Consider the following 21385-nt stretch of genomic DNA (forward strand, 5'->3'; position numbering starts at 1 on the left):
GGAGAAATTCTTTTGTGTGAAAAGAGAATAAACTTTGTGTACATTATAGATTGTGATAGAGTTAAGAATATAGATATACATAGATTGAAGAAATAAATGGAGTGATGAGAAGTGGAATATCAATACCCTATCTCCCTTGATTGGAGTACAGAAGAAATTATTGATGTAGTGAAGTTTTTTGAAAGCATTGAACGAGCTTATGAAAAAGGTATTGAGCGTGATCACCTAATGGCAGTCTATCGCCGATTTAAAGAAATTGTGCCAAGTAAAGCAGAAGAAAAAACAATCTGTAACGATTTTGAAGATCAAAGCAAATACTCTTCTTATCGAACGATTCAAAAAGCAAAGGCTGCTTCTTCTGGAGATATTATAAAAATGTAAAAAATGAGGCTGGGACAAAAGTAGTTTAGCCGAAGTAAAAAACGAATCATTAATCAAATTGTTTGATTAATGATTCGTTTTTTTTGTTACGGTGAACATAGAGTTTATCTGTTTCGTTTCTTCGAGCAGTTGATTGGAGGGCAAGGCGAAGACTCCTGCAGGGAAATCAACTGCGGTGTCACAAGCGTTTCAGCTTATGTATCCCATTTATTGGTCTTTCGATGAGCTTCCTTTCGTTATGTCTCACCCTCATTTTTTTATATCAATTCGTTAAAATTATGCATATGCTTTTTTAGTTAGTTCATATAATGGAGTTACCGTATGAAATGTTTGTTCAATACGAGCCATCCATTCTTCGCCGTTCATTGCAATCGCTTCTTCTTTTGGAATTGTAATGCCGCATAGGATCTCAGCTTTTTTAACCGTCTCTAGACGTTCAAACAAACTCTCTAAGTCTTCAGAAGATAAGTCGCCCATTTTGTCACTATCAGGTTTTGTATGATCTTTCGACCAAACAAACGAGGCTGGGATATTTTGACGAATCTCCTCAATGTTTTGTTTTAGCAGCTTTCCAAATTGTTCTTTAATAGGTGATTCGTAAATTACGGCGAACCACACAAAGACATGTGTTTCCCAAAGGCCAATTTGAAAATGAGGGAGCTTTTTATACCCGCGTTTACTGTTAGCAAAGGCTACCCACGTATCTACTGGCGGGTTAACTGTTCTTCGTGCATGTTTGGCAATGTGTACGAACATTTCATCTCCACAAAGTGAAGAAAGAGTAGGAGCAAAATGATTGCTCAATTGTTCGAATTTTGGGCGTATCGTTGTCTTGATGGCTTCCATACGTGCATCAAGTCCCTCGATACGGAATACGTTAAAGTCATCTTGTGAAAATCCTGAGAATGCCATGTGAAACCTCCGTTTTTTAGTGAATATGTATAGCTGCTGTGCATCTATGCAAGTAAGTATGATTTACGCGAAGATTCTACCACATGAAAAGCATAAACACCAATTAATTCGCATATGCTTGTCAAAACGTGTCTATCATTTTTTTATAGGTAATCACACAATTTAGTTACATGAGATTAGGTTTCGACATAGACTATATCAATCAAAATATCTGAAAATTTAGTTTTCTATAAGCGGGTTCAATAATTTGAGAGGGGTGTTTGAAACATGAAACAAGTGGTGAATATGTATAAGAAGAATGATGGACAAAAAAGATTAGGTGTAATTCGTTTGGAGTTAGATTACGAGTTAGCGACGTTATATGAAGCCATGATGGAGAATAATGAGGAACAAAAACAAAAATGTAAGCGAAAGCTCGAGAAACTTCGTGAAGAAATGATATCTCTTCAGTAGCAGATACGGGAATAAAATAGAACAAATAAGGGTAAACTGTAAAAAAGGATTAAACTGAATGAGCAGATTCATAAGTGGTAACAGAGCACGTGGGAGAAGAAGCGGCAGTTCTTCTCCCACGTGCTCTGTTAATTGACATCTTGCAGAGGTTTTTTTAAGCTTAAATAAGAGACGTATTTTTGAGGGGGAATTGAGATGACGCAACGCTGGAAAGAAATCGATACATACGTTAAGGAGTGGCTAAAAGAAGCTGGACAAAAAATTCAACAGTCGTTTAGTAAAGAACTTCTCATTCAAACGAAATCGAATCCAAATGATTTAGTAACAAATATGGATAAAGAAATCGAACAGTTTTTTATCTCAAAAATCAATGAAACCTTTCCGGAACATCATATTCTTGGAGAAGAAGGATATGGAGAAGAGCTTGAATCAGAAGAAGGAACGATTTGGATTATCGATCCAATCGACGGGACGATGAACTTTGTTCATCAGCAGCGGAATTTTGCTATTTCTATCGGTATATTTGAAAATGGTGTAGGACAAGCAGGTTATATTTATGATGTTATTCATAATGAGCTGTATCATGCTTTAAAAGGACAGGGCGCGTTTATGAATGACATCCAATTGCCGAAACTTGAACCTGTACCAGTTGAACAAGCTATTATTAGCCTAAATGCAACATGGGTAACGGAGAACCGCCGTATTGATCCTTCCGTATTAAGTCCGCTTGTGCGCAAAGTAAGAGGGACCCGTTCATATGGATCCGCAGCTATTGAGCTTGCTTACGTAGCGGCTGGACGCTTGGATGGATACATTACTCTACGTTTGGCTCCATGGGACTTTGCTGCCGGTAAAGTATTGATTGAAGAAGTTGGAGGAGTTATGACGGATTTAGAAGGAAAGCCGTTAGAAATTCTTGAAAAAAGCAGTGTATTTGTAAGCAAACCAACATTACATGACGAAATCTTTCGTACGTACCTTGAAGGAAAGTGGAATAAATAAAATAGAAGTGAAGACTTACGTGTAGTCAAAGAATTTTGTGATGAAAAAACGTCATGAACCATTTTGATGTTGCAAATGGCCATGACGCTTTCAATCATCGCAAAAAAATTACAGCTGCCCTTTTTCTCGCATTTTTTTCTTAGTCGTAAAGCCAAGGCCCATTACAACAATTAAAGCTGCGATAGCTAAAATGACCCCGAGAGCGCTTCCTTCTCCGATAAATATGCCGATTGACATAATTGCCGCAGTTGCGATAAATGCATATAAAACAAATACCCACTTAATGTTTCTCATGTTGATTCCTCCCATTTATAAAGGATATTTATAGTGTACAACAAAATCATTCTGCAATTCTAGAGTTAGTGTGATATAATAGCTTAGTTATTACAAGCATAGGAGTGAAATGCGTGAACATTCGTAAAGATTTACGTAATATTGCCATTATTGCCCATGTAGACCATGGGAAAACAACGTTAGTAGATAAATTATTACATCAGTCCGGAACATTCCGTACTAATGAGCATGTTGAAGAACGTGCGATGGATTCAAATGACCTTGAGCGTGAGCGTGGAATTACAATTTTAGCGAAAAACACAGCTATTAATTATAAAGATACGCGTATCAACATTATGGATACGCCGGGACATGCTGACTTCGGTGGAGAAGTTGAGCGTATTATGAAAATGGTAGACGGTGTTCTACTTGTAGTAGACGCATATGAAGGATGTATGCCTCAAACTCGCTTTGTATTGAAAAAAGCATTAGAGCAAAACTTAACGCCGATTGTTGTTGTTAACAAAATTGACCGTGACTTTGCTCGTCCAACTGAAGTAGTGGATGAAGTAATTGACTTATTTATTGAACTAGGTGCAAGCGAGGAACAAATTGAGTTCCCTGTTGTTTATGCTTCAGCAATCAACGGAACAGCTAGCACGAACCCTGAAAAGCAAGATGAGAACATGTCATCTCTATTTGACTCAATCATTGAGCACATTCCAGCACCGGTAGACAACAGCGACGAACCACTTCAATTCCAAGTGGCAATGCTTGACTACAATGACTATCTTGGTCGTATCGGTGTAGGTCGCGTATTCCGCGGAACAATGAAAGTAGGCCAGCAAGTTGCATTAATGAAGCTTGACGGTACGGTAAAACAATTCCGTGTAACAAAATTATTCGGTTTCCTAGGCTTAAAGCGTGTTGAAATCGAAGAAGCAAAAGCAGGAGACCTGATCGCTGTATCAGGAATGGAAGACATCAACGTAGGTGAAACCGTATGTCCGTTTGACCACCAAGATGCACTGCCAATTTTACGTATTGATGAACCTACTTTACAAATGACGTTCTTAGTAAACAATTCACCGTTTGCTGGTCGTGAAGGTAAATTTGTTACATCTCGTAAAATTGAAGAGCGCTTAATGTCTGAACTTGAGACGGATGTAAGTTTACGCGTGGAAAATACTGATTCACCGGATGTATGGGTTGTTTCAGGACGTGGAGAACTTCATTTATCTATCTTAATTGAAAATATGCGTCGTGAAGGATATGAGATTCAAGTATCAAAACCTGAAGTAATCGTTCGTGAAATTGATGGCGTGCGCTGTGAGCCAGTTGAACGTGTGCAAATCGACGTGCCTGAAGAACATACGGGTTCTATTATGGAATCGATGGGTGCTCGTAAAGGTGAAATGGTTGATATGATTAACAACGGCAGCGGTCAAGTGCGTCTGATCTTTATGGTTCCTGCACGTGGTTTAATCGGTTATACAACTGAGTTCTTATCGTTAACTCGTGGATTCGGTATCATTAACCATTCATTTGATAGCTACCAGCCAATGCAGCAAGGTCAAGTTGGAGGTCGCCGTCAAGGTGTGCTTGTTTCTATGGAAAGCGGTAAATCATCTACTTATGGAATCCAAGGCGTAGAAGACCGCGGTACAATTTTCGTTGAGCCAGGTACAGAAGTATACGAAGGTATGATCGTAGGAGAACACACTCGTGAAAATGATATCGTTGTTAACATCTGTAAAATGAAGCAAATGACGAATATGCGTTCTGCTAATAAAGATCAAACAACAGGTATGAAAAAACCTCGTATTATGTCTTTAGAGCAATCACTTGAATATTTAAACGAAGATGAATATTGTGAAATCACACCAGAATCTATTCGTTTACGTAAAAAAATTCTTGATAAAAATGAACGTGAAAAAGCAGCGAAAAAGAAAAAATACGCTGACACGAAATAATAAAAAAAGTAAGTCGTTAGCTCTATCTGCTAGCGGCTTGTTTTTTATCTATTATATCAGAATTTTCTATTTTTTGAAAGCGTTTTATAAAGAAGGGGTTTGGAAAGGAAAAAGGTGGCTTATATCGAATAATATAAAGTAAGGAATAGGGGGAAGAAGTATGGATGTAAAAGAACACCTTTCATTTTTTGCCGCTCTGTATCAAGTAGATGAACATGCAAAAATAGGAATGTGGCTGTTATACTTTACCATTTTAGGGCTATCTGTTCTCGTGTACAAACTCGGGTTTGCAAAGAAACTGCCGCTTTTAAAATCTGTGGTTATTTATCTATTTTTAGCTTTTGGATGTACGATTTTAACGTTTTTAGGCATTTTTTTACCTGTAGCTGAAGGGCTTGTGGTTGCAGCACTTGTATTAATTATTTATAAAATACGGCTGTATCAGGCTAAAAAGCAAAACTCCTCGTTGGGTTCATAAACGACTACATAAAAAGACGCTTGTAGCTACAAGCGTCTTTTTAGTATGATATAGCCGAAGACAAGAGCGGCTGTGAAAACTAAATGGCCAGCTGTCCAATAAAAAATCGCTACTGCATCATCCACCGCAGGCGTAGGCTTGAGCGCAAGCAGCGTCAACGGAAAATACAAAGGAATGGTTGGAAGTGTTAATAAAAAGGAACACAATACGATTTTTCGAATAGACATATTAATTAATTTACCTACTATGTAAACAAAAACGATCCCAATTGCAGCGGCAATGAGCAAATGAAAAACAAACTCTACCCATTCAGGCCATTGAATAGGGCCAATGATAGGAATAAAATCAACATTTAATAAAAGGGTATAAACTTGTTTGCCGGTTAGCCATTCTATCCATTTTAAACATAACCCAAGGATAATCCCGCTTAACATGCCAATCCTTATTCCTAATCGGAGCACCTTACCAATCCTCCTCTGTCTTTTTCGACTCATATAGTTTAAAGTTGCCAGTAGCTATGCGTTCTTTTGTTCGTTTTTCAATCCGTTCAGAACATTCATTGCACATATATGTATGGATAGGACGGTTGCGCAGTCGTTTTGCTACGAGCGTTTCATCCTCAATTGTTTCAATTTTATCGCACATGACACATTGTACTCTCATTTCTATCACCTCAACTTCTCTATACATCATTCTAGCCGAAAATTCTTGTTTTATAAAGTTTTTTTGCGGTGCTGTCTCTCAGTAGAAAAGGAACGATAGGAAAACATTCCTAAAGAAGCAGGTAATTTTGCTTGTTAGCTCGAAGATAGTAACTAGTAAGTACATAAACAGTAGGAGGGATGAAAATGGCCAACGAAGTCGAGACTCAACTAGTAGATGCATTATACGATGAGCTACAGACAGAGAGATTTGCAACCATTTCAACTATTGATTTTGAAACAAACGGTCCAAATGTTAGTGCCATTTCGTGGTTAGTAGCTCCGACTAAACAAAAAATTCGATTTGCCGTAGATGTCAAATCGAGGATTGTAGAAAACATTAAACATACGAATAAAGCAGTGGTAAATATTCTTGCTAATGAATCATGCTACTCAATCAGCGGAATAGCTGAGGTAGTGCAAGAAAAGTTAGAAGGAGTAGCTTTAAAGCTGACGCTAATCGAACTAGATATTAATGAAGTAAGAGATGTTATGTTCTATGGTTCTAAGATTTCAGTAAACCCTTCATATGAAAAGACCTATGATCCAGTAGCAGCTGCTAAACTCGATAAGCAAGTAATTGAAGCGATAAAAAAAGCTTAGCAGCAGCCTGCCGCTAAGCGACTTTCTTATTCATTTTTTTGAAGATGATTATTAGATTGTTTTTCCTGCTCATTCTTTAAATTTTGCTCTTGTTTATTATTTAATTTTTGATTGTTTGTATCTGTTGAGCTAGGATTTCGGCGAATTTCTTCTGCAAATTCAGGCATCACTCGGTTTACAATGGCTGCTAATTCATCTAAAAATCCTGTAACCGGCCGACCTTTGCGAATTTCATTTCCAATTTGTTTTAGCCGAGCGACCGTATCAGGATCTGCAATAACAACAGAATTAGCGCCGTACGGATCAGCTTTCAGACCTTCGGCAACTGTATATTTGATTGAACTTACTTCTGAACGATCAATGTCTTTGCCGACGTCAATGCCTACGATTGCATACTTACCGAGCACAATGGCAGTAGCATCATTTACATTCGGAACGCTTGAAGCCAGTTCAACTAAATGAGCTGATATTTCATTAGCAGTACGCTTGTGAGAGCGCTCAGGAGATGAATTTTTGACCTGTACAATTCGATCTGTTTTTTGCCCTTCTTCAATGTCTGCTTGGTTATTGTTACAGCCGGTTAGTGTAATAAAACATAAGCTAATGGATAGAAAAAATTTGTTCATGTGGGAGACTCCTCCTTATGAATGACTCATTTTTTGTAGTAATTTGTATTTAGTTTCTAATAGTTCTTCTATCTTTATACACGTGTTCATATATTTAAAGAAAATGGTCCGTCCATTTAAGGTCACTTCACACATGTGCGTTACATAGTATATAAATGGATGGGTGCCTTGTTTCACTCCTTACAGGAAAAACAATCGGAGTAGGAGGCTGAATTATTGGGAAAAATTTATGTATTAGATACGAATGTTTTATTACAAGATCCGCATTCAATTTTTTCATTTGATGATAATGAAGTAGTGATTCCAGCCGTTGTGCTAGAAGAAGTTGATTCGAAAAAAAGAAATATGGATGAAGTCGGACGAAATGCAAGGCAGGTATCCAAACTCATTGATAACTTGAGACAACATGGAAAGTTATATGAGAAAATCCCTTTAGAAAATGGGGGCCATTTGCGAATTGAACTCAATCATCGCTCTTTTCAACAGCTTCAAGAAATCTTTGTGGAAAAAACAAATGATAATCGAATTTTAGCTGTTGCTAAAAATCTATCTCTTGAAGAGGAAACAAAAGAAGATGGACGTGAAGTGATACTAGTGAGTAAAGATGTGTTGGTACGTGTGAAGGCTGACGCAATCGGCTTAAGAGCAGAAGATTTTTTAAGTGATCGAGTAGTGGAATTCAATAGTATTTATACAGGCTTTTCGGAAGTCTATATTGCAAAAGAACTGCTGAGTCAATTTTACGAAAAAGGAGAACTGCTAACGTCTCAAATTGCGAACCACTCCTTTTTTGCAAATCAATTCTTAGTGATGAAAGATGCATTTGGGGGATCCGGATCAGCCATCGGCATTGTCGATCAAACAACAACGAAAGTAAAAAAGCTTTTATTTGAATATGATCATATCTGGGGAATCAAACCTCGAAATGTTCAGCAAATCATGGCTTTAGAACTTCTTCTTAGAGACGACGTTCAACTGGTCACGTTAATTGGAAAGGCAGGTACGGGTAAAACGCTGCTTGCTTTAGCTTCAGGACTTATGCAGACGGAAGATCTAGGATGTTTTAAAAAGCTACTTGTAGCTCGTCCAATTGTTCCTTTAGGAAAAGATATTGGATTCTTGCCAGGAGAAAAGCAGGAGAAACTTCGTCCATGGATGCAACCAATTTATGATAACCTAGAGTACTTATTTAACACTAAAAAACCTGGAGAATTGGATGCCATTCTAGCAGGGCTCAGTTCAATAGAAGTGGAAGCCTTGACGTATATAAGAGGCCGAAGCATTCCGGAACAGTTCATTATTATTGATGAAGCGCAAAATTTAACGAAGCATGAAATTAAAACAATTTTAACAAGGGTAGGGGAAAAGAGTAAAATTGTCCTTATGGGAGATCCGGCTCAAATTGATCATCCTTATTTAGATGAGTATAACAACGGATTAACGTACGTAGTTGAAAAGTTTAAAGAGCAAAAAGTATCGGGCCACGTTCGGTTAATCAAAGGAGAGCGCTCCGGGCTAGCACAATTAGCAGCTGATATTCTTTAAAAGAAGCGGGGTTCCTTTTGGAACCCCGCTTCTTTTATTATGTAACGATGATTTCTTCCACATATTTAATAGGGTTATTTCGGTTAGATCCGTCAGGTAAATAGACATAGATAGGCCCATCTTCTCTAAGAGGCTTTCCATCTTGGCTGAAACCAAAGATTAGTTTTTGTGCTTCTTCTAATGAAAAAGAAATCAGTGCGTCTTTTGTTTTAAATGAAACGTTGGTAGCTTCTTCAGTAGGTGAAGCGTTAGCTAGAAAAGGTGCAAATAAAATGCCGAATGTTCCATTTACTAGCTCCTGTTTTTTGAATTTCTTTTCGGTTTTTAACGTAGGAGGAAAGACGGCTCCCTCTTGAATTTCACGGTCCCAATGCTTCGAAACAGCCTTTGTGTACGCTTCTGTCTCGTCTTTTTGCTCCGGTGGATGTTCAAAGAAAACCTCCATATCGAGCTTGCGGTCATCGAAAATCCACACGCTTGGGTCGAGTGTCAGTGTATATTTTACTTTTCCTTTTAACATAATAATTGAATTCATCATAAATGCCCCCTTGCTAAAAGTATAAGCGCTTTCTACTTATTTGTCACTTTGATGAAAAAATTTAGTTGAGAGTGATTCTCGTATGATATAATGTAAAGGTCAACGAAAGTGCGAAATTTCCTACATCTATGGTAACGGTTTTGAGAAAGTAACAGTATAAAAAAGACGGCCAGCCTCACGGACATGTTTATCCTTGCTTTTTTGGAGCATAGCCTTTAAAATTGAGAGATAGATTAGGTAATCGCTCGCGAACGGAGGGATTGAGTTTGACGCCTGAGACAATGATAGATCATCGTGAAAAAGCGTATGCGTTGTTAAAAGCTGATGCAGATAAGATTTTGCAATTAATTCAAGTTCAAATGGATAACTTAACAATGCCACAATGTCCTCTTTATGAAGAGGTTTTAGATACACAAATGTTTGGTTTATCAAGAGAAATTGATTTTGCAGTTCGTCTTGGTTTAATTGATGAACGTGTTGGAAAAACATTGCTAGACCGCCTCGAGCGTGAACTTTCTGCACTGCATGAAGCGTTTACAAAAAAATAAAAATCACGCGATCGAAACTCAAACTATATACAAACGTAGTTTGAGTTTTTTATTACAGGTGGTTGAAATTTCCTAATTTACTCAAATTTGTACATAAAAGATGAAACGAAACAGAAACACGTCATTTTTAAAGGAAGAGGGTTATGGTAAAAAAAATATTTAGGCATTTTGACTATTCAATTGTAATTCCAGTGCTGCTTCTTTGTGCGGTTGGACTAGTTATGGTTTACAGTTCAAGTATGATTGTAAGTATTACAAGATATCATACATCAAGCGATTTCTTTTACAACAGACAAAAAATGTGGCTTGCTTTTACGCTTGTATTGTTCATTTTAACAATGCTAACACCTTACAAGCTGTATCCTAAAATACTGCCTTATGCGATTCTAGGGATTTTTGTACTGCTTTTGCTTGTGTTTGTAATGGGGCATACGAGTAACAATGCGCAAAGTTGGCTGCAGCTTGGCGGGGCAAACATGCAGCCGGCTGAGTATGCCAAGCTTGTTGTCATTTTATACTTATCGTATGTTTTGTCTAAAAGGCAAGAGTATATTGACAACATCAAAAAAGCTTTTTTTGGACCTATGGGTCTTGTATTTCTAATATTAGGCTTTGTAGCTATTCAGCCTGACCTTGGAACGGGATCAATTATTTTTGCTATTGCCGTTACCATTATGCTATGTTCGGGAATCTCTAAAAAAACCTTTTTCCGCATGCTAGCACTAGGTATCATTTTGCTTACGGTAATTATTACGATTGGTTTTTTTACAGGGCAGTTTACTCCCAATCGAATTGGCCGTTTTACCGGTGCATCAGATCCATTTACGAATGCTCAAGGAACCGGTTATCAGCTGGTTAATTCATATTTAGCAATAGGTACAGGAGGCTTAAAAGGCCTTGGTTTAGGAGAAAGTGTACAAAAGTATGGTTATCTTCCGGAGCCCCATACCGATTTCATTATGGCTATTATTGCAGAAGAATTAGGGTTCTTTGGAGTTATGCTTGTGCTGGGTCTTTTAGGCTTCTTAATTTTCAGGATTTTAATGCTGGCTAAAAAATCTCAGGATCCGTTTGCCAGCATGATTTGTATTGGAGTAGCCAGTATGATAGGTATTCAAACAGGCATTAACCTTGGAGGGCTTACGGGACTCATTCCGATTACCGGGGTCACGCTTCCGTTTATCAGTTACGGAGGGTCTTCGCTGCTAACGCTGATGGTATCTATGGGAATTATTGTAAATATTTCGTTTTTCGTAAACTATCAAAATAAAAAACAGAAAAATACGGAAAATATTGTGCTACATCCGAACAATACATCAACAACAAGCGATTGATTTTCGTGAAAAAAATGTGTAAAAAAAGCAAAAATTTATTGGAATTTTATCATTTTCCATTGATTTTTGCTTTTCTTTTATCCAATTTTGCTATATATTGAAGTTTATACGAAATTGAGAGGAGATTAGCAACATGAGTTTTGTAACTAAAAAAATCAAAAAAGTATTAGTAGCAAACCGAGGAGAAATTGCGATTCGTGTATTTCGAGCATGTACTGAACTGAATATTCGGACTGTTGCAATTTATTCTAAGGAAGACGCAGGTTCTTATCACCGTTACAAAGCGGATGAAGCCTATTTAGTAGGAGCGGAGAAAAAACCGATTGATGCTTATTTAGATATAGAAGGCATCATCGACATTGCTAAGTCTCATGATGTAGATGCTATTCACCCTGGCTACGGTTTTTTGTCAGAAAATATCCAATTTGCGAAACGTTGCGAAGAAGAAGGCATTATTTTTATTGGTCCAAAATCCAAGCATCTTGATATGTTTGGGGATAAAGTAAAAGCACGTCATCAGGCTATTCAAGCAGATATTCCCGTTATTCCTGGTACCGATGGTCCTATTGATTCAATTGACGAAGCAAAAGAATTTGCTAATCAGCATGGATATCCTCTAATGATCAAAGCTGCTTTGGGCGGAGGCGGTCGAGGCATGCGTATCGTTCGCGATGCAGACAGCCTGAACGAATCTTATGACCGTGCTAAATCAGAAGCAAAAGCTGCTTTTGGTAATGATGAAGTGTATGTCGAGAAACTAGTTGAAAATCCAAAACATATTGAAGTGCAAATTTTAGGTGATGAACAAGGAAATGTTGTGCATCTTTATGAACGCGACTGTTCTGTGCAGCGTCGTCACCAAAAAGTAGTAGAAGTAGCACCAAGTGTTTCTATAGATGAAGACTTACGTCTCCGCATTTGTGAAGCAGCTGTGCAGCTGATGGAAAAAGTGCAGTACATAAATGCTGGTACAGTAGAATTTTTAGTATCAGGAAACGATTTTTATTTTATTGAAGTAAATCCACGTGTTCAAGTAGAGCACACAATTACTGAAATGATTACAGGTATTGATATCGTTCAATCGCAAATTTTAATTGCAGACGGCTACGGGCTTCACAGCAAGGAAGTATCCATTCCTGCACAAGATCAAATTCACGTACATGGATATGCGATTCAATCTCGTGTAACGACAGAAGATCCGTTAAACAATTTTATGCCGGATACGGGTAAGATTATGGCTTATCGTTCTGGTGGCGGTTTTGGCGTACGTTTAGATACGGGAAACAGTTTCCAAGGTGCTGTAATTACGCCTTATTATGATTCACTGTTAGTAAAAGTAACAACATGGGCATTAACATTCGATCAAGCCGCATCAAAAATGGTACGAAACTTAAAAGAATTTCGTATTCGTGGAATTAAAACCAATATTCCGTTCCTTGAAAATGTAGTGAAGCATGATAAGTTCTTAACAGGTGCTTATGATACATCATTTATTGATACAACGCCTGAACTTTTTGTTTTCCCGAAGCGAAAAGACCGCGGAACTAAAATGCTTACATACATTGGGAATGTTACGGTAAACGGATTCCCAGGTGTATCGGAAAAGAAAAAGCCAATCTTTACAAAACCGCGCGTTCCTAGTGTGGATATAAGCAAACCAATTCAAAACGGAACAAAGCAGATTTTAGATGAAAAAGGCGCTGAAGGGCTAGTAAATTGGGTGAAAGAACGCAAGGAAGTGCTATTAACGGATACAACCTTCCGTGATGGCCATCAGTCTCTTTTAGCAACGCGTATTCGTACAAACGACTTAAAACAAGTAGCTAACCCAACTGCACGCTTGCTTCCAGATTTATTTTCTATGGAAATGTGGGGGGGAGCAACGTTTGATGTTGCTTATCGATTCTTAAAAGAAGATCCGTGGGATCGCTTGCTTACTTTACGTCAACAAGCCCCAAACGTTCTTTTCCAAATGCTTCTTCGCGCGTCAAATGCGGTTGGATATAAAAACTATCCTGATAATGTAATTAAAGAATTTGTTGAAAAATCAGCTTATGCAGGTATTGATGTTTTCCGTATCTTTGACAGCTTAAACTGGGTGCAAGGAATGACTCTTGCAATTGACTCCGTTCGTCAAACAGGAAAGATTGCAGAAGCAGCAATGTGTTATACAGGTGATATTTTAGATCCGACGCGCCGTAAGTATGATTTGGATTACTACAAGAACTTAGCAAAAGAGCTTGAGCAGTCTGGAGCACATATCCTGGGCATTAAAGATATGGCGGGTCTTTTAAAACCACAGGCAGCTTATGATTTAGTATCGGCTCTAAAAGAAACGGTTGATATTCCAATCCACCTTCATACGCATGATACAAGCGGAAACGGTGTATACACGTATGCAAAAGCAATTGAAGCAGGTGTAGACATTGTAGACGTAGCCGTAAGCTCAATGGCAGGCTTAACGTCTCAGCCAAGTGCTAACTCTCTTTATTACGCCTTAGAAGGTGCGGACCGCAGACCAAATCTAGATATTAAAAATCTAGAAGAGCTTTCTTACTATTGGGAAGACGTGCGAAAATATTACCAAGACTTCGAAAGCGGCATGAACGCTCCTCATACAGAAGTATATGTGCATGAAATGCCAGGCGGTCAATATAGCAACTTACAGCAACAAGCAAAAGCAGTTGGTTTAGGAAACCGCTGGGATGAAGTAAAAGATATGTATTCACGCGTGAATTTGTTATTTGGTGATATTGTAAAAGTTACGCCATCATCAAAAGTAGTTGGAGATATGGCATTGTTTATGGTCCAAAACAACTTGACAGAAGAAACGCTGTTTGAGCGCGGTGAAACGCTTGACTTCCCGGATTCAGTTATTGAATTGTTTGAAGGGTATTTAGGACAGCCTCACGGGGGATTCCCTAAAGAGCTTCAGCGCATCATTCTAAAAGGCAGAAAACCTATTACAGTTCGTCCTGGAGAACTGTTAGAAGATGTGGACTTCGATGCAGTGAAAGAAAAGCTGTTTAAAGACTTAAATCGTCAAGTAACGAGTTTTGATGCCATTGCTTATGCGTTGTATCCAAAAGTATTTATGGATTATCACAAAGCAGTCGAACAATACGGGGATATTTCTGTTCTTGATACCCCGACTTTCCTATACGGCATGCGTTTAGGAGAAGAGATTGAAATTGAGATTGAAAAAGGAAAAACCTTAATTGTTCGCCTTGTATCCATTGGAGAACCGCAGGCAGACGGTACGCGAGCAGTATACTTTGAATTGAACGGTCAGCCTCGTGAAGTCGTGATTAAAGACGAAAGTGTTAAAACAACCGTTACGGCAAAACAAAAAGCCGATCAAGCAAATCCGGCCCACATCGGTGCTTCAATGCCTGGAACCGTTATTCGAGTAGTAGTAGAAAAAGGCGATAAAGTCTCAAAAGGTGATCACTTAATGATCACAGAAGCAATGAAAATGGAAACAACCGTGCAAGCACCATTTGACGGCGTGATTAAACAAGTACACGTGTCGAGTGGAGATGGCATTCAGCCGGGAGATTTATTAATTGAATTAGAAAGCTGATCAAAAAAGGTACGAGCTCTGAGCTCGTACCTTTTTTGATCAATTATGTGTATGACGCGTTGCAAGTAAGGTTAAGTAGCTTAATACACCGAATAGGAAAGAGATAATTAAAGAATGAGCAAGCGCGAGCTCTAGCTGCAAACGTGTGACAACAACAAGCATACCGGAAACCGCCTGAAAAGTAACTAGAATGAGAGCAGCTAACCATCCGTAAAAAATATTTTTTTGATGGCGATAATATTTAACTGCATGGATAAAGGCGGCTAAAATCCATACAAACGTTAAAACAGCAGCGAATCGATGTCCCATTTGAATCCACTGATTCAAATCAACAGGCAGCCAACCGTTTCCGTTTGAACAAAATGGAACGTCTGGACAAGCTAAGCTAGCTTCTTTATGGCGAACAAGCGCGCCCGTGTACACAACGGCATATGTGTACAAGATAACCCCGTAAATATGTTTTTTCATTTTAGAGCCTAGCTGCATATTAGTTGCGTCGAGCTTTTGATCCACTTCAAAGATAATAAGTGTTAACAGCAGCACAGAAGCAAACGAAATAAGAGAAATACCAAAATGAAGAGCAAGCACTGCATCTGATTGCCCCCACATAACGGCAGCGGCCCCAATTAATGCTTGCAGTACTAGGAAGAAAAAAGAGATAAACGCTAAAGGTCTAACTTCTTTTATATGCCCTAGTGAAATCCATGCCCATACGCATAAAGCGAGCACAAGAAAGCCCGACACGCCAGAAACTAAGCGGTGGCTTAATTCAACAACGGTTTCAAATGTTAAAGGGTCAGGAATGAGCTGTCCATTACACAGAGGCCAAGAATCTCCGCACCCGTCTGCTGAACCAGTTTTCGTGACAAGGGCACCGCCAAGTAGAATAAGTAACATGGCCATGCTCGTCACAACGGATAAAAATTTTAATCCCAGTCGCACAATAATCACCATCCTAAAAGCAAAGTAAGTAATATAACGAGCTAAACAATTTATCCTAATCTTTTTGTATATTAAACATAAATTTCATTTATTCTCCATAAACTTGATTGAATTTGTTATAATGGTAGAAAGTGTAAGGTTTATTCATGAGTTTGACTCTGCAGATATGTAAAAGGTACCGTGCAGAAAACTATTTTACTTGCACAAATATCTTTTAACAAGTGACAGGGACATGCATTTAGCTCATGACAAAAAAAATCCATATTTTTTTCATGAATTATTCACAAAGTAACGGCAAAATATGGTTTAATAAACATGAGAAATAGATATTTCTCTACTATTTTACCGTTTACATGTGAAGCTTTTAAGTAGCTTTGGTGAGAGGAATATGACTTCTTTGTGAACAAAGAGGAGATTTTTGTAAAAATATGTTGAAAACGCCTTCATTTATAGACTCTTTATTTACTAGATAAAAGTCTGTGGATGAGTAAAGGAGGAAGCGCCATGGAAGATTCAAAAATGGTGGAAGATTCAACGCTTTCTGCATCGCCTAACACAGCTCATGTAAGCGAAAATAGTTCCGTTTGGTCAGACTTTTTAGCTACGATTAAAATTGGAATAGTCAACTCGAATTTCATCACCACCTTTACTGGTTTTTGGCTAGCTCTTTTCTTCAACGAACAACACTTCTTAGAAAACCTGGATAAAGCATTTTTTACTTTAATAGGTTCTTCACTTATCATCGCCGGTTCATGCAGTTTGAACAATTACATAGATCGTGACATTGACCCTCTAATGGAACGAACAAAGGGACGACCTACAGTGACAGGGAGTTTTACACCTTTGACGGTCCTTGGGATTGGAATCGGTTTTACGTTAACCGGCTTGCTTATGCTACTAGTTGTTTCTTCAGTAGCCGCTCTCATTGGATTAGCAGGAATACTTACATATGTAGTTCTTTACAGCATGTGGTCCAAAAGACTATACACAATTAATACAGTAATCGGAAGTATATCAGGAGCTGTCCCGCCTTTAATTGGATGGGCGGCTATTGATCCCAATTTACATGTAGTGGCTTGGGTATTATTTTTAATCATGTTTATTTGGCAGCCCCCTCATTTTCTAGCTCTTGCTATGCGAAGATGTGAAGAATACCGGGCAGCGGGAATCCCTATGTTGCCTGTTGTACACGGGTTTGAGCTTACAAAACGACAGATTCTCATTTGGATTGCTTGTTTGTTGCCATTACCTCTTTATTTATACGAATTAGGCACTCCATTTCTAATTTTGGCCACTGTTTTAAACATAGGATGGCTATTTTTAGGATTTGCTCAATACAATAAACAAGAAGACACAAAGTGGGCTAGCATGATGTTTGTCTACTCACTAAACTATTTAACTATTTTATTTGTCTCAATGATTGTCGCAACGCTTTTTGCCTAGATAAAATCTTTCACTGAATGCGACACTGCACAAGGGGGATTTCTTCTACATGTAGAATTCATTATAGAAGGAATAAGTTTTATGCTCAAGAGGGCATAGATGAAATCACGTCAATGAAAGAGAGGTTGGGGAATGGTATGAAAAAATGGCGATTGAACTTTCGCGTTTTGTCGTTATTTACGCTGCTTGCATTCGTGTTATCGGCCTGTGGAAAACCGTTTTTGTCAACACTTAAGCCTGCAGGTGAGGTAGCTGAAGAACAATATTCGCTTATGCTGCTTAGTACAGCCATCATGGTTTTAGTTATTATTGTTGTCACCATTATCTTTATATTTGTTATTTTGCGCTTTCGTCGTCGTAAAGGCGAAGAAAATGTGATTCCAAAGCAAGTAGAGGGAAGCAGAAAGTTAGAAATTATATGGACAGTGATCCCTATCTTGCTGCTGATTATTTTGACTGTTCCAACGGTCATCTCAACATTTAAGCTAGCGGATGTAAAAGGAATGAAGGACAAAGATGCTGTCGTAGTAAATGTGCGCGCTAACTTGTACTGGTGGGAATTTGAGTATCCTAATCAAAAAATTATTACATCGCAAGATCTAGTTGTTCCAACGGATAAAAAAGTCTACTTTAACATTAAAGCTTCTGACGTCAAGCACTCATTCTGGATTCCTTCAGTTGGAGGAAAGCTCGATGCTAACACAGAAAATGATAATAAATTCTGGCTAGTGTTTGATTCTAAAAAATCGAAGGAAGCTAACGGGGTTTTCTACGGAAAATGTGCTGAGCTTTGCGGTCCATCTCATTCTCTTATGGACTTTAAAGTACGGGCTGTATCAAGCGATGAATTTGATACGTGGGCAAAAGATTTGAAAAAGGCAAAGCCTGATGTAGAAACAGCATCCGCAAAAGCTGGTCAAGAGGTCTTTAATGAAAGCTGTATCGGATGTCATGCTGTTGACGTCAAAGACAATCGTCCAGAACAAGCTCGTCAAGCACCAAACTTAGCCGGTTTTTCTGAACGTGAGCGTGTAGCTGGGGTGCTTCCTCACAACAAGGAAAATATCAAAAAATGGTTAAAAGACCCTGAAAAAGTTAAGCCGGGTAATAAGATGAGTGGTACATATCCTGACTTAACAGATGAACAAGTGAATGAGCTAGCAGACTATTTAATGAGTTTAAAAGAAAAATAAACGTCCAGTCGTTTTTAAAAGGGGAGGTTTAGCGATGAGTACACTCAGTCAAAAGAAGGGTGTAGGTGGAACAATTTGGGACTTTATGACAACCGTTGACCATAAGAAAATTGCCATTCTTTATCTAATTGCCGGCGGTATCTTTTTTCTAGTCGGAGGAGTGGAAGCGCTATTTATACGTATTCAGCTGGCTATACCAAGCAATGACTTTGTTAGTGCAGGAACGTATAATGAAATTTTAACAATGCATGGAACAACAATGATTTTCTTAGCCGCAATGCCGCTTCTTTTTGCCATGATGAATGCAGTTGTTCCGCTGCAAATTGGAGCTCGAGATGTAGCATTTCCATTTTTAAATTTGTTAGGTTTTTGGTTGTTTGCCTTTGGGGGACTCTTTTTAAATCTAAGCTGGTTTTTAGGAGGAGCACCTGATGCAGGGTGGACCTCATATGCTTCGCTGTCTATTGCATCACCTGGTCACGGAATTGATTTTTATGCGATAGGTTTGCAGATTTCCGGAGCCGGGACATTGATTTCAGGTATCAACTTTCTCGTGACAATCATTAACATGAGGGCGCCAGGTATGACTTATATGCGTATGCCGCTGTTTACATGGACGACGTTTGTTGCATCAGCCCTTATTTTGTTTGCGTTTCCAGCACTAACGGTTGGATTGTTTTTAATGATTTTTGACCGCTTATTCGGGGGAAACTTTTTTGACGCCACAATGGGTGGGAACACCATTATCTGGGAACATCTTTTCTGGATATTCGGTCATCCGGAAGTATATATTTTAATTCTTCCAGCGTTTGGTGTTTTCTCTGAAATTTTACCTACTTTTTCAAGAAAGAGATTATTCGGGTACTCGTCGATGGTTTTTGCTACCGTATTAATCGGATTTTTAGGGTTCATGGTGTGGGCTCACCACATGTTTACAACCGGACTTGGTCCAATTGCAAATGCCATTTTTGCTGTCGCTACGATGGCTATCGCCGTTCCAACTGGAATTAAAATTTTCAACTGGTTGTTTACGCTTTGGGGAGGAAGTATTGAGTTTACGTCTCCAATGCTGTATGCTGTCGCTTTTATTCCATCATTTGTTATCGGGGGAGTAACAGGAGTTATGGCAGCTGTAGCACCTGCAGATTATCAATTTCAAGATTCTTATTTTATCGTTGCTCACTTCCATTACGTTATCGTAGGCGGTGTCGTATACGCTATATTAGCAGGTGTCACATACTGGTGGCCAAAAATGTTTGGGAAGATGTTAGATGAAAAGTTAAGCAAAGCAACGTTCTGGCTCTTTTTGATTGGTTTCCACTTAACGTTCTTTATTCAGCATTTCTTAGGACTAATGGGGATGCCTCGCCGCGTATGGACGTTCTTGCCTAATCAAGGTCTTGACCTTGGGAATGCAATCAGTTCATCAGGAGCTGCTTTCATGGCGGTTGCTACGCTCATTTTACTGGTTAATATTATAAAAACAACTGCCAAAGGACAAAAGGTAGGAGGAGACCCTTGGGGAGACGGACGCACCTTAGAATGGGCTATTTCATCTCCGCCTCCAGAGTATAACTTTAAACAAACGCCGCTTGTACGCGGGTTAGATGCATATTGGATTGAAAAAATGGCAGGAAATAAAGAAATGACGCCAGCCGAACCTCTTGGTGATATTCATATGCCAAACTCATCGTTTATTCCATTTATGATATCGCTTGGAATGTTTATTGCAGGGATTGGCTTTTTGTATCGAAATGATCATGCGTGGGGAGATATTGTAGGGATTATCGGAATGATCGTCATGTTTTTATCGATGTTCTTCCGTTCATGGATTGATGATCACGGCTTTCATATTCATAAAGAAGACTTAGTTGATGATGACAAGGAGGCGAAGATGTAATGGAGACTGAACAAAAGCTAACTGCTGAAACTTTCCCTGCTTCGCCTGAAAAAGCAACGCTTGAAGGGAAAAATAAATTTACTGGCTTTTGGCTCTTTTTAGGCGGAGAGACGGTTTTGTTTGCTTCACTTTTTGCTACTTATTTAGCTTTACGTAATTCAACGATGTCAGGACCTAAGCCAGAAGAATTGTTTGATATTAAGCTTGTTTTTGCAGCCACCATGATTTTATTAACAAGTTCACTAACAAGCGTATATGCTATGTATCATATGAAAAATTTTGAATTTAAAAAGATGCAGCTATGGTTAGGCGTTACGTGGCTTTTAGGTTTAGCGTTTTTAGGGCTAGAAATTTATGAGTTCAGGCATTATGTTCATGAAGGGCATACGTTTACAAGCAGCGCATTTGGTTCTTCTTTCTACGCGCTGGTTGGGACCCACGGAGCTCACGTAACGTTCGGATTGCTTTGGATTGGTTCTTTGATGATTCGAAATGCGAAGCGGGGGTTAAACTTATATAACGCTCCTAAATATTATGTCGCAAGTTTATACTGGCACTTTATCGATGTTGTGTGGGTCTTTATTTTCACGGTTGTATATTTAATGGGAATGGTGGGATAAGCTGATGACGACAAATCAATCAAACTCAGATAACCCAAGGCTCAATTTAGATTATCGTAAAAAAAGAAACGCAGAAGATATGAAAATGCAAGTTATCTCTTTTGGGATGATGTTGTTTCTAACGCTAATTGCTTTTTTTGCGGTTTATCAAGAGTTTAGCGGATGGTACATTATGCCGGTGATTGTGCTCTTGGCCGTTGTTCAAGTCATCTTTCAACTTTATTATTTCATGCATATGAACCACAAAGGACATACCATACCAGCATTTTTCTTGTATTCAGGTGTATTGGTAGCTCTTTTAACCATTTTAGCTTTTGTAACCATTATTTGGTGGTAA

At 38.6% G+C, this 21385-nt stretch carries 22 protein-coding genes; 15 read left to right on the forward strand and 7 right to left on the reverse strand.

Annotation, left to right across the window (positions count from 1 at the left end):
• Positions 1–111 precede the first annotated feature (111 nt).
• A complete protein-coding gene (locus BG04_RS18215) occupies positions 112–381 on the forward strand; it encodes a UPF0223 family protein (protein WP_013056061.1) in 270 nt (89 codons plus the stop codon).
• A 276-nt stretch (positions 382–657) separates the two neighbouring features.
• Here the strand turns inward: BG04_RS18215 and BG04_RS18220 are convergent, their stop codons facing one another.
• Positions 658–1293 (reverse strand): YktB family protein, encoded by a 636-nt coding sequence (locus BG04_RS18220; RefSeq protein WP_034653469.1) that lies wholly within the window; start codon positions 1291–1293, stop codon positions 658–660.
• 267 nt (positions 1294–1560) lie between these two features.
• Here BG04_RS18220 and BG04_RS18225 point away from each other — a divergent pair, with 267 nt between their 5' ends.
• Positions 1561–1746 (forward strand): hypothetical protein, encoded by a 186-nt coding sequence (locus tag BG04_RS18225; RefSeq protein WP_013056063.1) that lies wholly within the window; start codon positions 1561–1563, stop codon positions 1744–1746.
• 195 nt (positions 1747–1941) lie between these two features.
• Positions 1942–2748, forward strand: a complete 807-nt coding sequence (locus BG04_RS18230) for an inositol monophosphatase family protein (RefSeq protein ID WP_016763440.1) — start codon at positions 1942–1944, stop codon at positions 2746–2748.
• 108 nt (positions 2749–2856) lie between these two features.
• Here BG04_RS18230 and BG04_RS18235 read toward each other — a convergent pair whose 3' ends face one another.
• On the reverse strand, positions 2857–3042 hold the full coding sequence (locus BG04_RS18235; protein WP_016763441.1) for a YlaF family protein: 186 nt from the start codon (positions 3040–3042) through the stop codon (positions 2857–2859).
• A gap of 113 nt (positions 3043–3155) precedes the next feature.
• On the opposite strand from BG04_RS18235, the gene typA reads away from it, so the two are divergent.
• On the forward strand, positions 3156–4994 hold the full coding sequence (gene typA / locus BG04_RS18240) for a translational GTPase TypA (protein WP_013056066.1): 1839 nt from the start codon (positions 3156–3158) through the stop codon (positions 4992–4994).
• A gap of 160 nt (positions 4995–5154) precedes the next feature.
• Entirely contained in the window at positions 5155–5472 is a 318-nt protein-coding gene (locus BG04_RS18245) for a YlaH-like family protein (protein WP_013082301.1), read from the forward strand.
• A gap of 26 nt (positions 5473–5498) precedes the next feature.
• Here the strand turns inward: BG04_RS18245 and BG04_RS18250 are convergent, their stop codons facing one another.
• On the reverse strand, positions 5499–5933 hold the full coding sequence (locus tag BG04_RS18250) for a hypothetical protein (protein ID WP_034653466.1): 435 nt from the start codon (positions 5931–5933) through the stop codon (positions 5499–5501).
• A gap of 1 nt (position 5934) precedes the next feature.
• Positions 5935–6135, reverse strand: coding sequence for a YlaI family protein (locus BG04_RS18255; RefSeq protein ID WP_013056069.1), 201 nt, complete (start codon positions 6133–6135; stop codon positions 5935–5937).
• A gap of 185 nt (positions 6136–6320) precedes the next feature.
• Between BG04_RS18255 and BG04_RS18260 the strand changes: the two genes are divergently transcribed.
• The gene (locus BG04_RS18260) at positions 6321–6776 is read left to right on the forward strand and encodes a pyridoxamine 5'-phosphate oxidase family protein (protein ID WP_013082304.1); all 456 of its coding nucleotides are present in this window, start codon (positions 6321–6323) and stop codon (positions 6774–6776) included.
• Positions 6777–6802: 26 nt separating this feature from the next.
• Here the strand turns inward: BG04_RS18260 and BG04_RS18265 are convergent, their stop codons facing one another.
• A complete protein-coding gene (locus BG04_RS18265; protein ID WP_034653464.1) occupies positions 6803–7402 on the reverse strand; it encodes a YhcN/YlaJ family sporulation lipoprotein in 600 nt (199 codons plus the stop codon).
• Positions 7403–7618: 216 nt separating this feature from the next.
• On the opposite strand from BG04_RS18265, the gene BG04_RS18270 reads away from it, so the two are divergent.
• Entirely contained in the window at positions 7619–8947 is a 1329-nt protein-coding gene (locus BG04_RS18270; protein WP_013056072.1) for a PhoH family protein, read from the forward strand.
• 37 nt (positions 8948–8984) lie between these two features.
• On the opposite strand, the gene BG04_RS18275 is transcribed toward BG04_RS18270, so the two are convergent.
• Complete coding sequence (locus BG04_RS18275; protein ID WP_013082306.1) at positions 8985–9485, reverse strand: hypothetical protein; 501 nt, start codon at positions 9483–9485, stop codon at positions 8985–8987.
• Between the two features lie 281 nt (positions 9486–9766).
• Between BG04_RS18275 and BG04_RS18280 the strand changes: the two genes are divergently transcribed.
• The 3 genes from BG04_RS18280 (at position 9767) to pyc (ending at position 14950) form a co-directional block, all read left to right on the forward strand.
• Entirely contained in the window at positions 9767–10033 is a 267-nt protein-coding gene (locus BG04_RS18280) for an Fpa/YlaN family protein (RefSeq protein WP_370506486.1), read from the forward strand.
• Between the two features lie 143 nt (positions 10034–10176).
• On the forward strand, positions 10177–11367 hold the full coding sequence (locus BG04_RS18285) for an FtsW/RodA/SpoVE family cell cycle protein (RefSeq protein WP_016763444.1): 1191 nt from the start codon (positions 10177–10179) through the stop codon (positions 11365–11367).
• 133 nt (positions 11368–11500) lie between these two features.
• Positions 11501–14950, forward strand: a complete 3450-nt coding sequence (gene pyc / locus BG04_RS18290; protein WP_016763445.1) for a pyruvate carboxylase — start codon at positions 11501–11503, stop codon at positions 14948–14950.
• Positions 14951–14989: 39 nt separating this feature from the next.
• Here the strand turns inward: pyc and BG04_RS18295 are convergent, their stop codons facing one another.
• Positions 14990–15892, reverse strand: coding sequence for a COX15/CtaA family protein (locus BG04_RS18295; RefSeq protein ID WP_034653460.1), 903 nt, complete (start codon positions 15890–15892; stop codon positions 14990–14992).
• Between the two features lie 504 nt (positions 15893–16396).
• Between BG04_RS18295 and cyoE the strand changes: the two genes are divergently transcribed.
• From cyoE to ctaF, 5 genes are all read left to right on the forward strand, one after another.
• Entirely contained in the window at positions 16397–17335 is a 939-nt protein-coding gene (cyoE, locus tag BG04_RS18300) for a heme o synthase (RefSeq protein ID WP_034653457.1), read from the forward strand.
• A gap of 137 nt (positions 17336–17472) precedes the next feature.
• A complete protein-coding gene (coxB, locus tag BG04_RS18305; protein ID WP_016763448.1) occupies positions 17473–18528 on the forward strand; it encodes a cytochrome c oxidase subunit II in 1056 nt (351 codons plus the stop codon).
• Between the two features lie 34 nt (positions 18529–18562).
• Positions 18563–20428, forward strand: coding sequence for a cytochrome c oxidase subunit I (gene ctaD / locus BG04_RS18310; protein ID WP_013082312.1), 1866 nt, complete (start codon positions 18563–18565; stop codon positions 20426–20428).
• Entirely contained in the window at positions 20428–21048 is a 621-nt protein-coding gene (ctaE, locus tag BG04_RS18315) for a cytochrome c oxidase subunit III (protein ID WP_013056081.1), read from the forward strand. Before ctaD ends, ctaE begins: the two co-directional genes overlap by 1 nt.
• Positions 21049–21052: 4 nt before the next feature.
• Positions 21053–21385: a cytochrome c oxidase subunit IVB gene (gene ctaF / locus BG04_RS18320; RefSeq protein WP_013082313.1), complete on the forward strand. Its 333-nt coding sequence runs from the start codon at positions 21053–21055 to the stop codon at positions 21383–21385.

Source organism: Priestia megaterium NBRC 15308 = ATCC 14581 (assembly GCF_000832985.1).
Classification (GTDB): Bacteria; Bacillota; Bacilli; order Bacillales; family Bacillaceae_H; genus Priestia; species Priestia megaterium.

Excerpts from the sequence above, each read along its gene's own strand:
- cyoE (WP_034653457.1), top strand. The coding sequence starts at position 16,397 with ATGGAAGATTCAAAAATGGTGGAAGATTCAACGCTTTCTGCATCGCCT.
- coxB (WP_016763448.1), top strand. The coding sequence starts at position 17,473 with ATGAAAAAATGGCGATTGAACTTTCGCGTTTTGTCGTTATTTACGCTG.
- BG04_RS18280 (WP_370506486.1), top strand. The coding sequence starts at position 9,767 with ATGATAGATCATCGTGAAAAAGCGTATGCGTTGTTAAAAGCTGATGCA.
- BG04_RS18265 (WP_034653464.1), bottom strand. The coding sequence starts at position 7,402 with ATGAACAAATTTTTTCTATCCATTAGCTTATGTTTTATTACACTAACC.
- ctaF (WP_013082313.1), top strand. The coding sequence starts at position 21,053 with ATGACGACAAATCAATCAAACTCAGATAACCCAAGGCTCAATTTAGAT.
- BG04_RS18285 (WP_016763444.1), top strand. The coding sequence starts at position 10,177 with ATGGTAAAAAAAATATTTAGGCATTTTGACTATTCAATTGTAATTCCA.
- BG04_RS18260 (WP_013082304.1), top strand. The coding sequence starts at position 6,321 with ATGGCCAACGAAGTCGAGACTCAACTAGTAGATGCATTATACGATGAG.
- BG04_RS18275 (WP_013082306.1), bottom strand. The coding sequence starts at position 9,485 with ATGATGAATTCAATTATTATGTTAAAAGGAAAAGTAAAATATACACTG.
- BG04_RS18230 (WP_016763440.1), top strand. The coding sequence starts at position 1,942 with ATGACGCAACGCTGGAAAGAAATCGATACATACGTTAAGGAGTGGCTA.
- BG04_RS18245 (WP_013082301.1), top strand. The coding sequence starts at position 5,155 with ATGGATGTAAAAGAACACCTTTCATTTTTTGCCGCTCTGTATCAAGTA.
- ctaE (WP_013056081.1), top strand. The coding sequence starts at position 20,428 with ATGGAGACTGAACAAAAGCTAACTGCTGAAACTTTCCCTGCTTCGCCT.
- BG04_RS18235 (WP_016763441.1), bottom strand. The coding sequence starts at position 3,042 with ATGAGAAACATTAAGTGGGTATTTGTTTTATATGCATTTATCGCAACT.
- ctaD (WP_013082312.1), top strand. The coding sequence starts at position 18,563 with ATGAGTACACTCAGTCAAAAGAAGGGTGTAGGTGGAACAATTTGGGAC.
- BG04_RS18225 (WP_013056063.1), top strand. The coding sequence starts at position 1,561 with ATGAAACAAGTGGTGAATATGTATAAGAAGAATGATGGACAAAAAAGA.
- BG04_RS18220 (WP_034653469.1), bottom strand. The coding sequence starts at position 1,293 with ATGGCATTCTCAGGATTTTCACAAGATGACTTTAACGTATTCCGTATC.
- pyc (WP_016763445.1), top strand. The coding sequence starts at position 11,501 with ATGAGTTTTGTAACTAAAAAAATCAAAAAAGTATTAGTAGCAAACCGA.
- BG04_RS18255 (WP_013056069.1), bottom strand. The coding sequence starts at position 6,135 with ATGAGAGTACAATGTGTCATGTGCGATAAAATTGAAACAATTGAGGAT.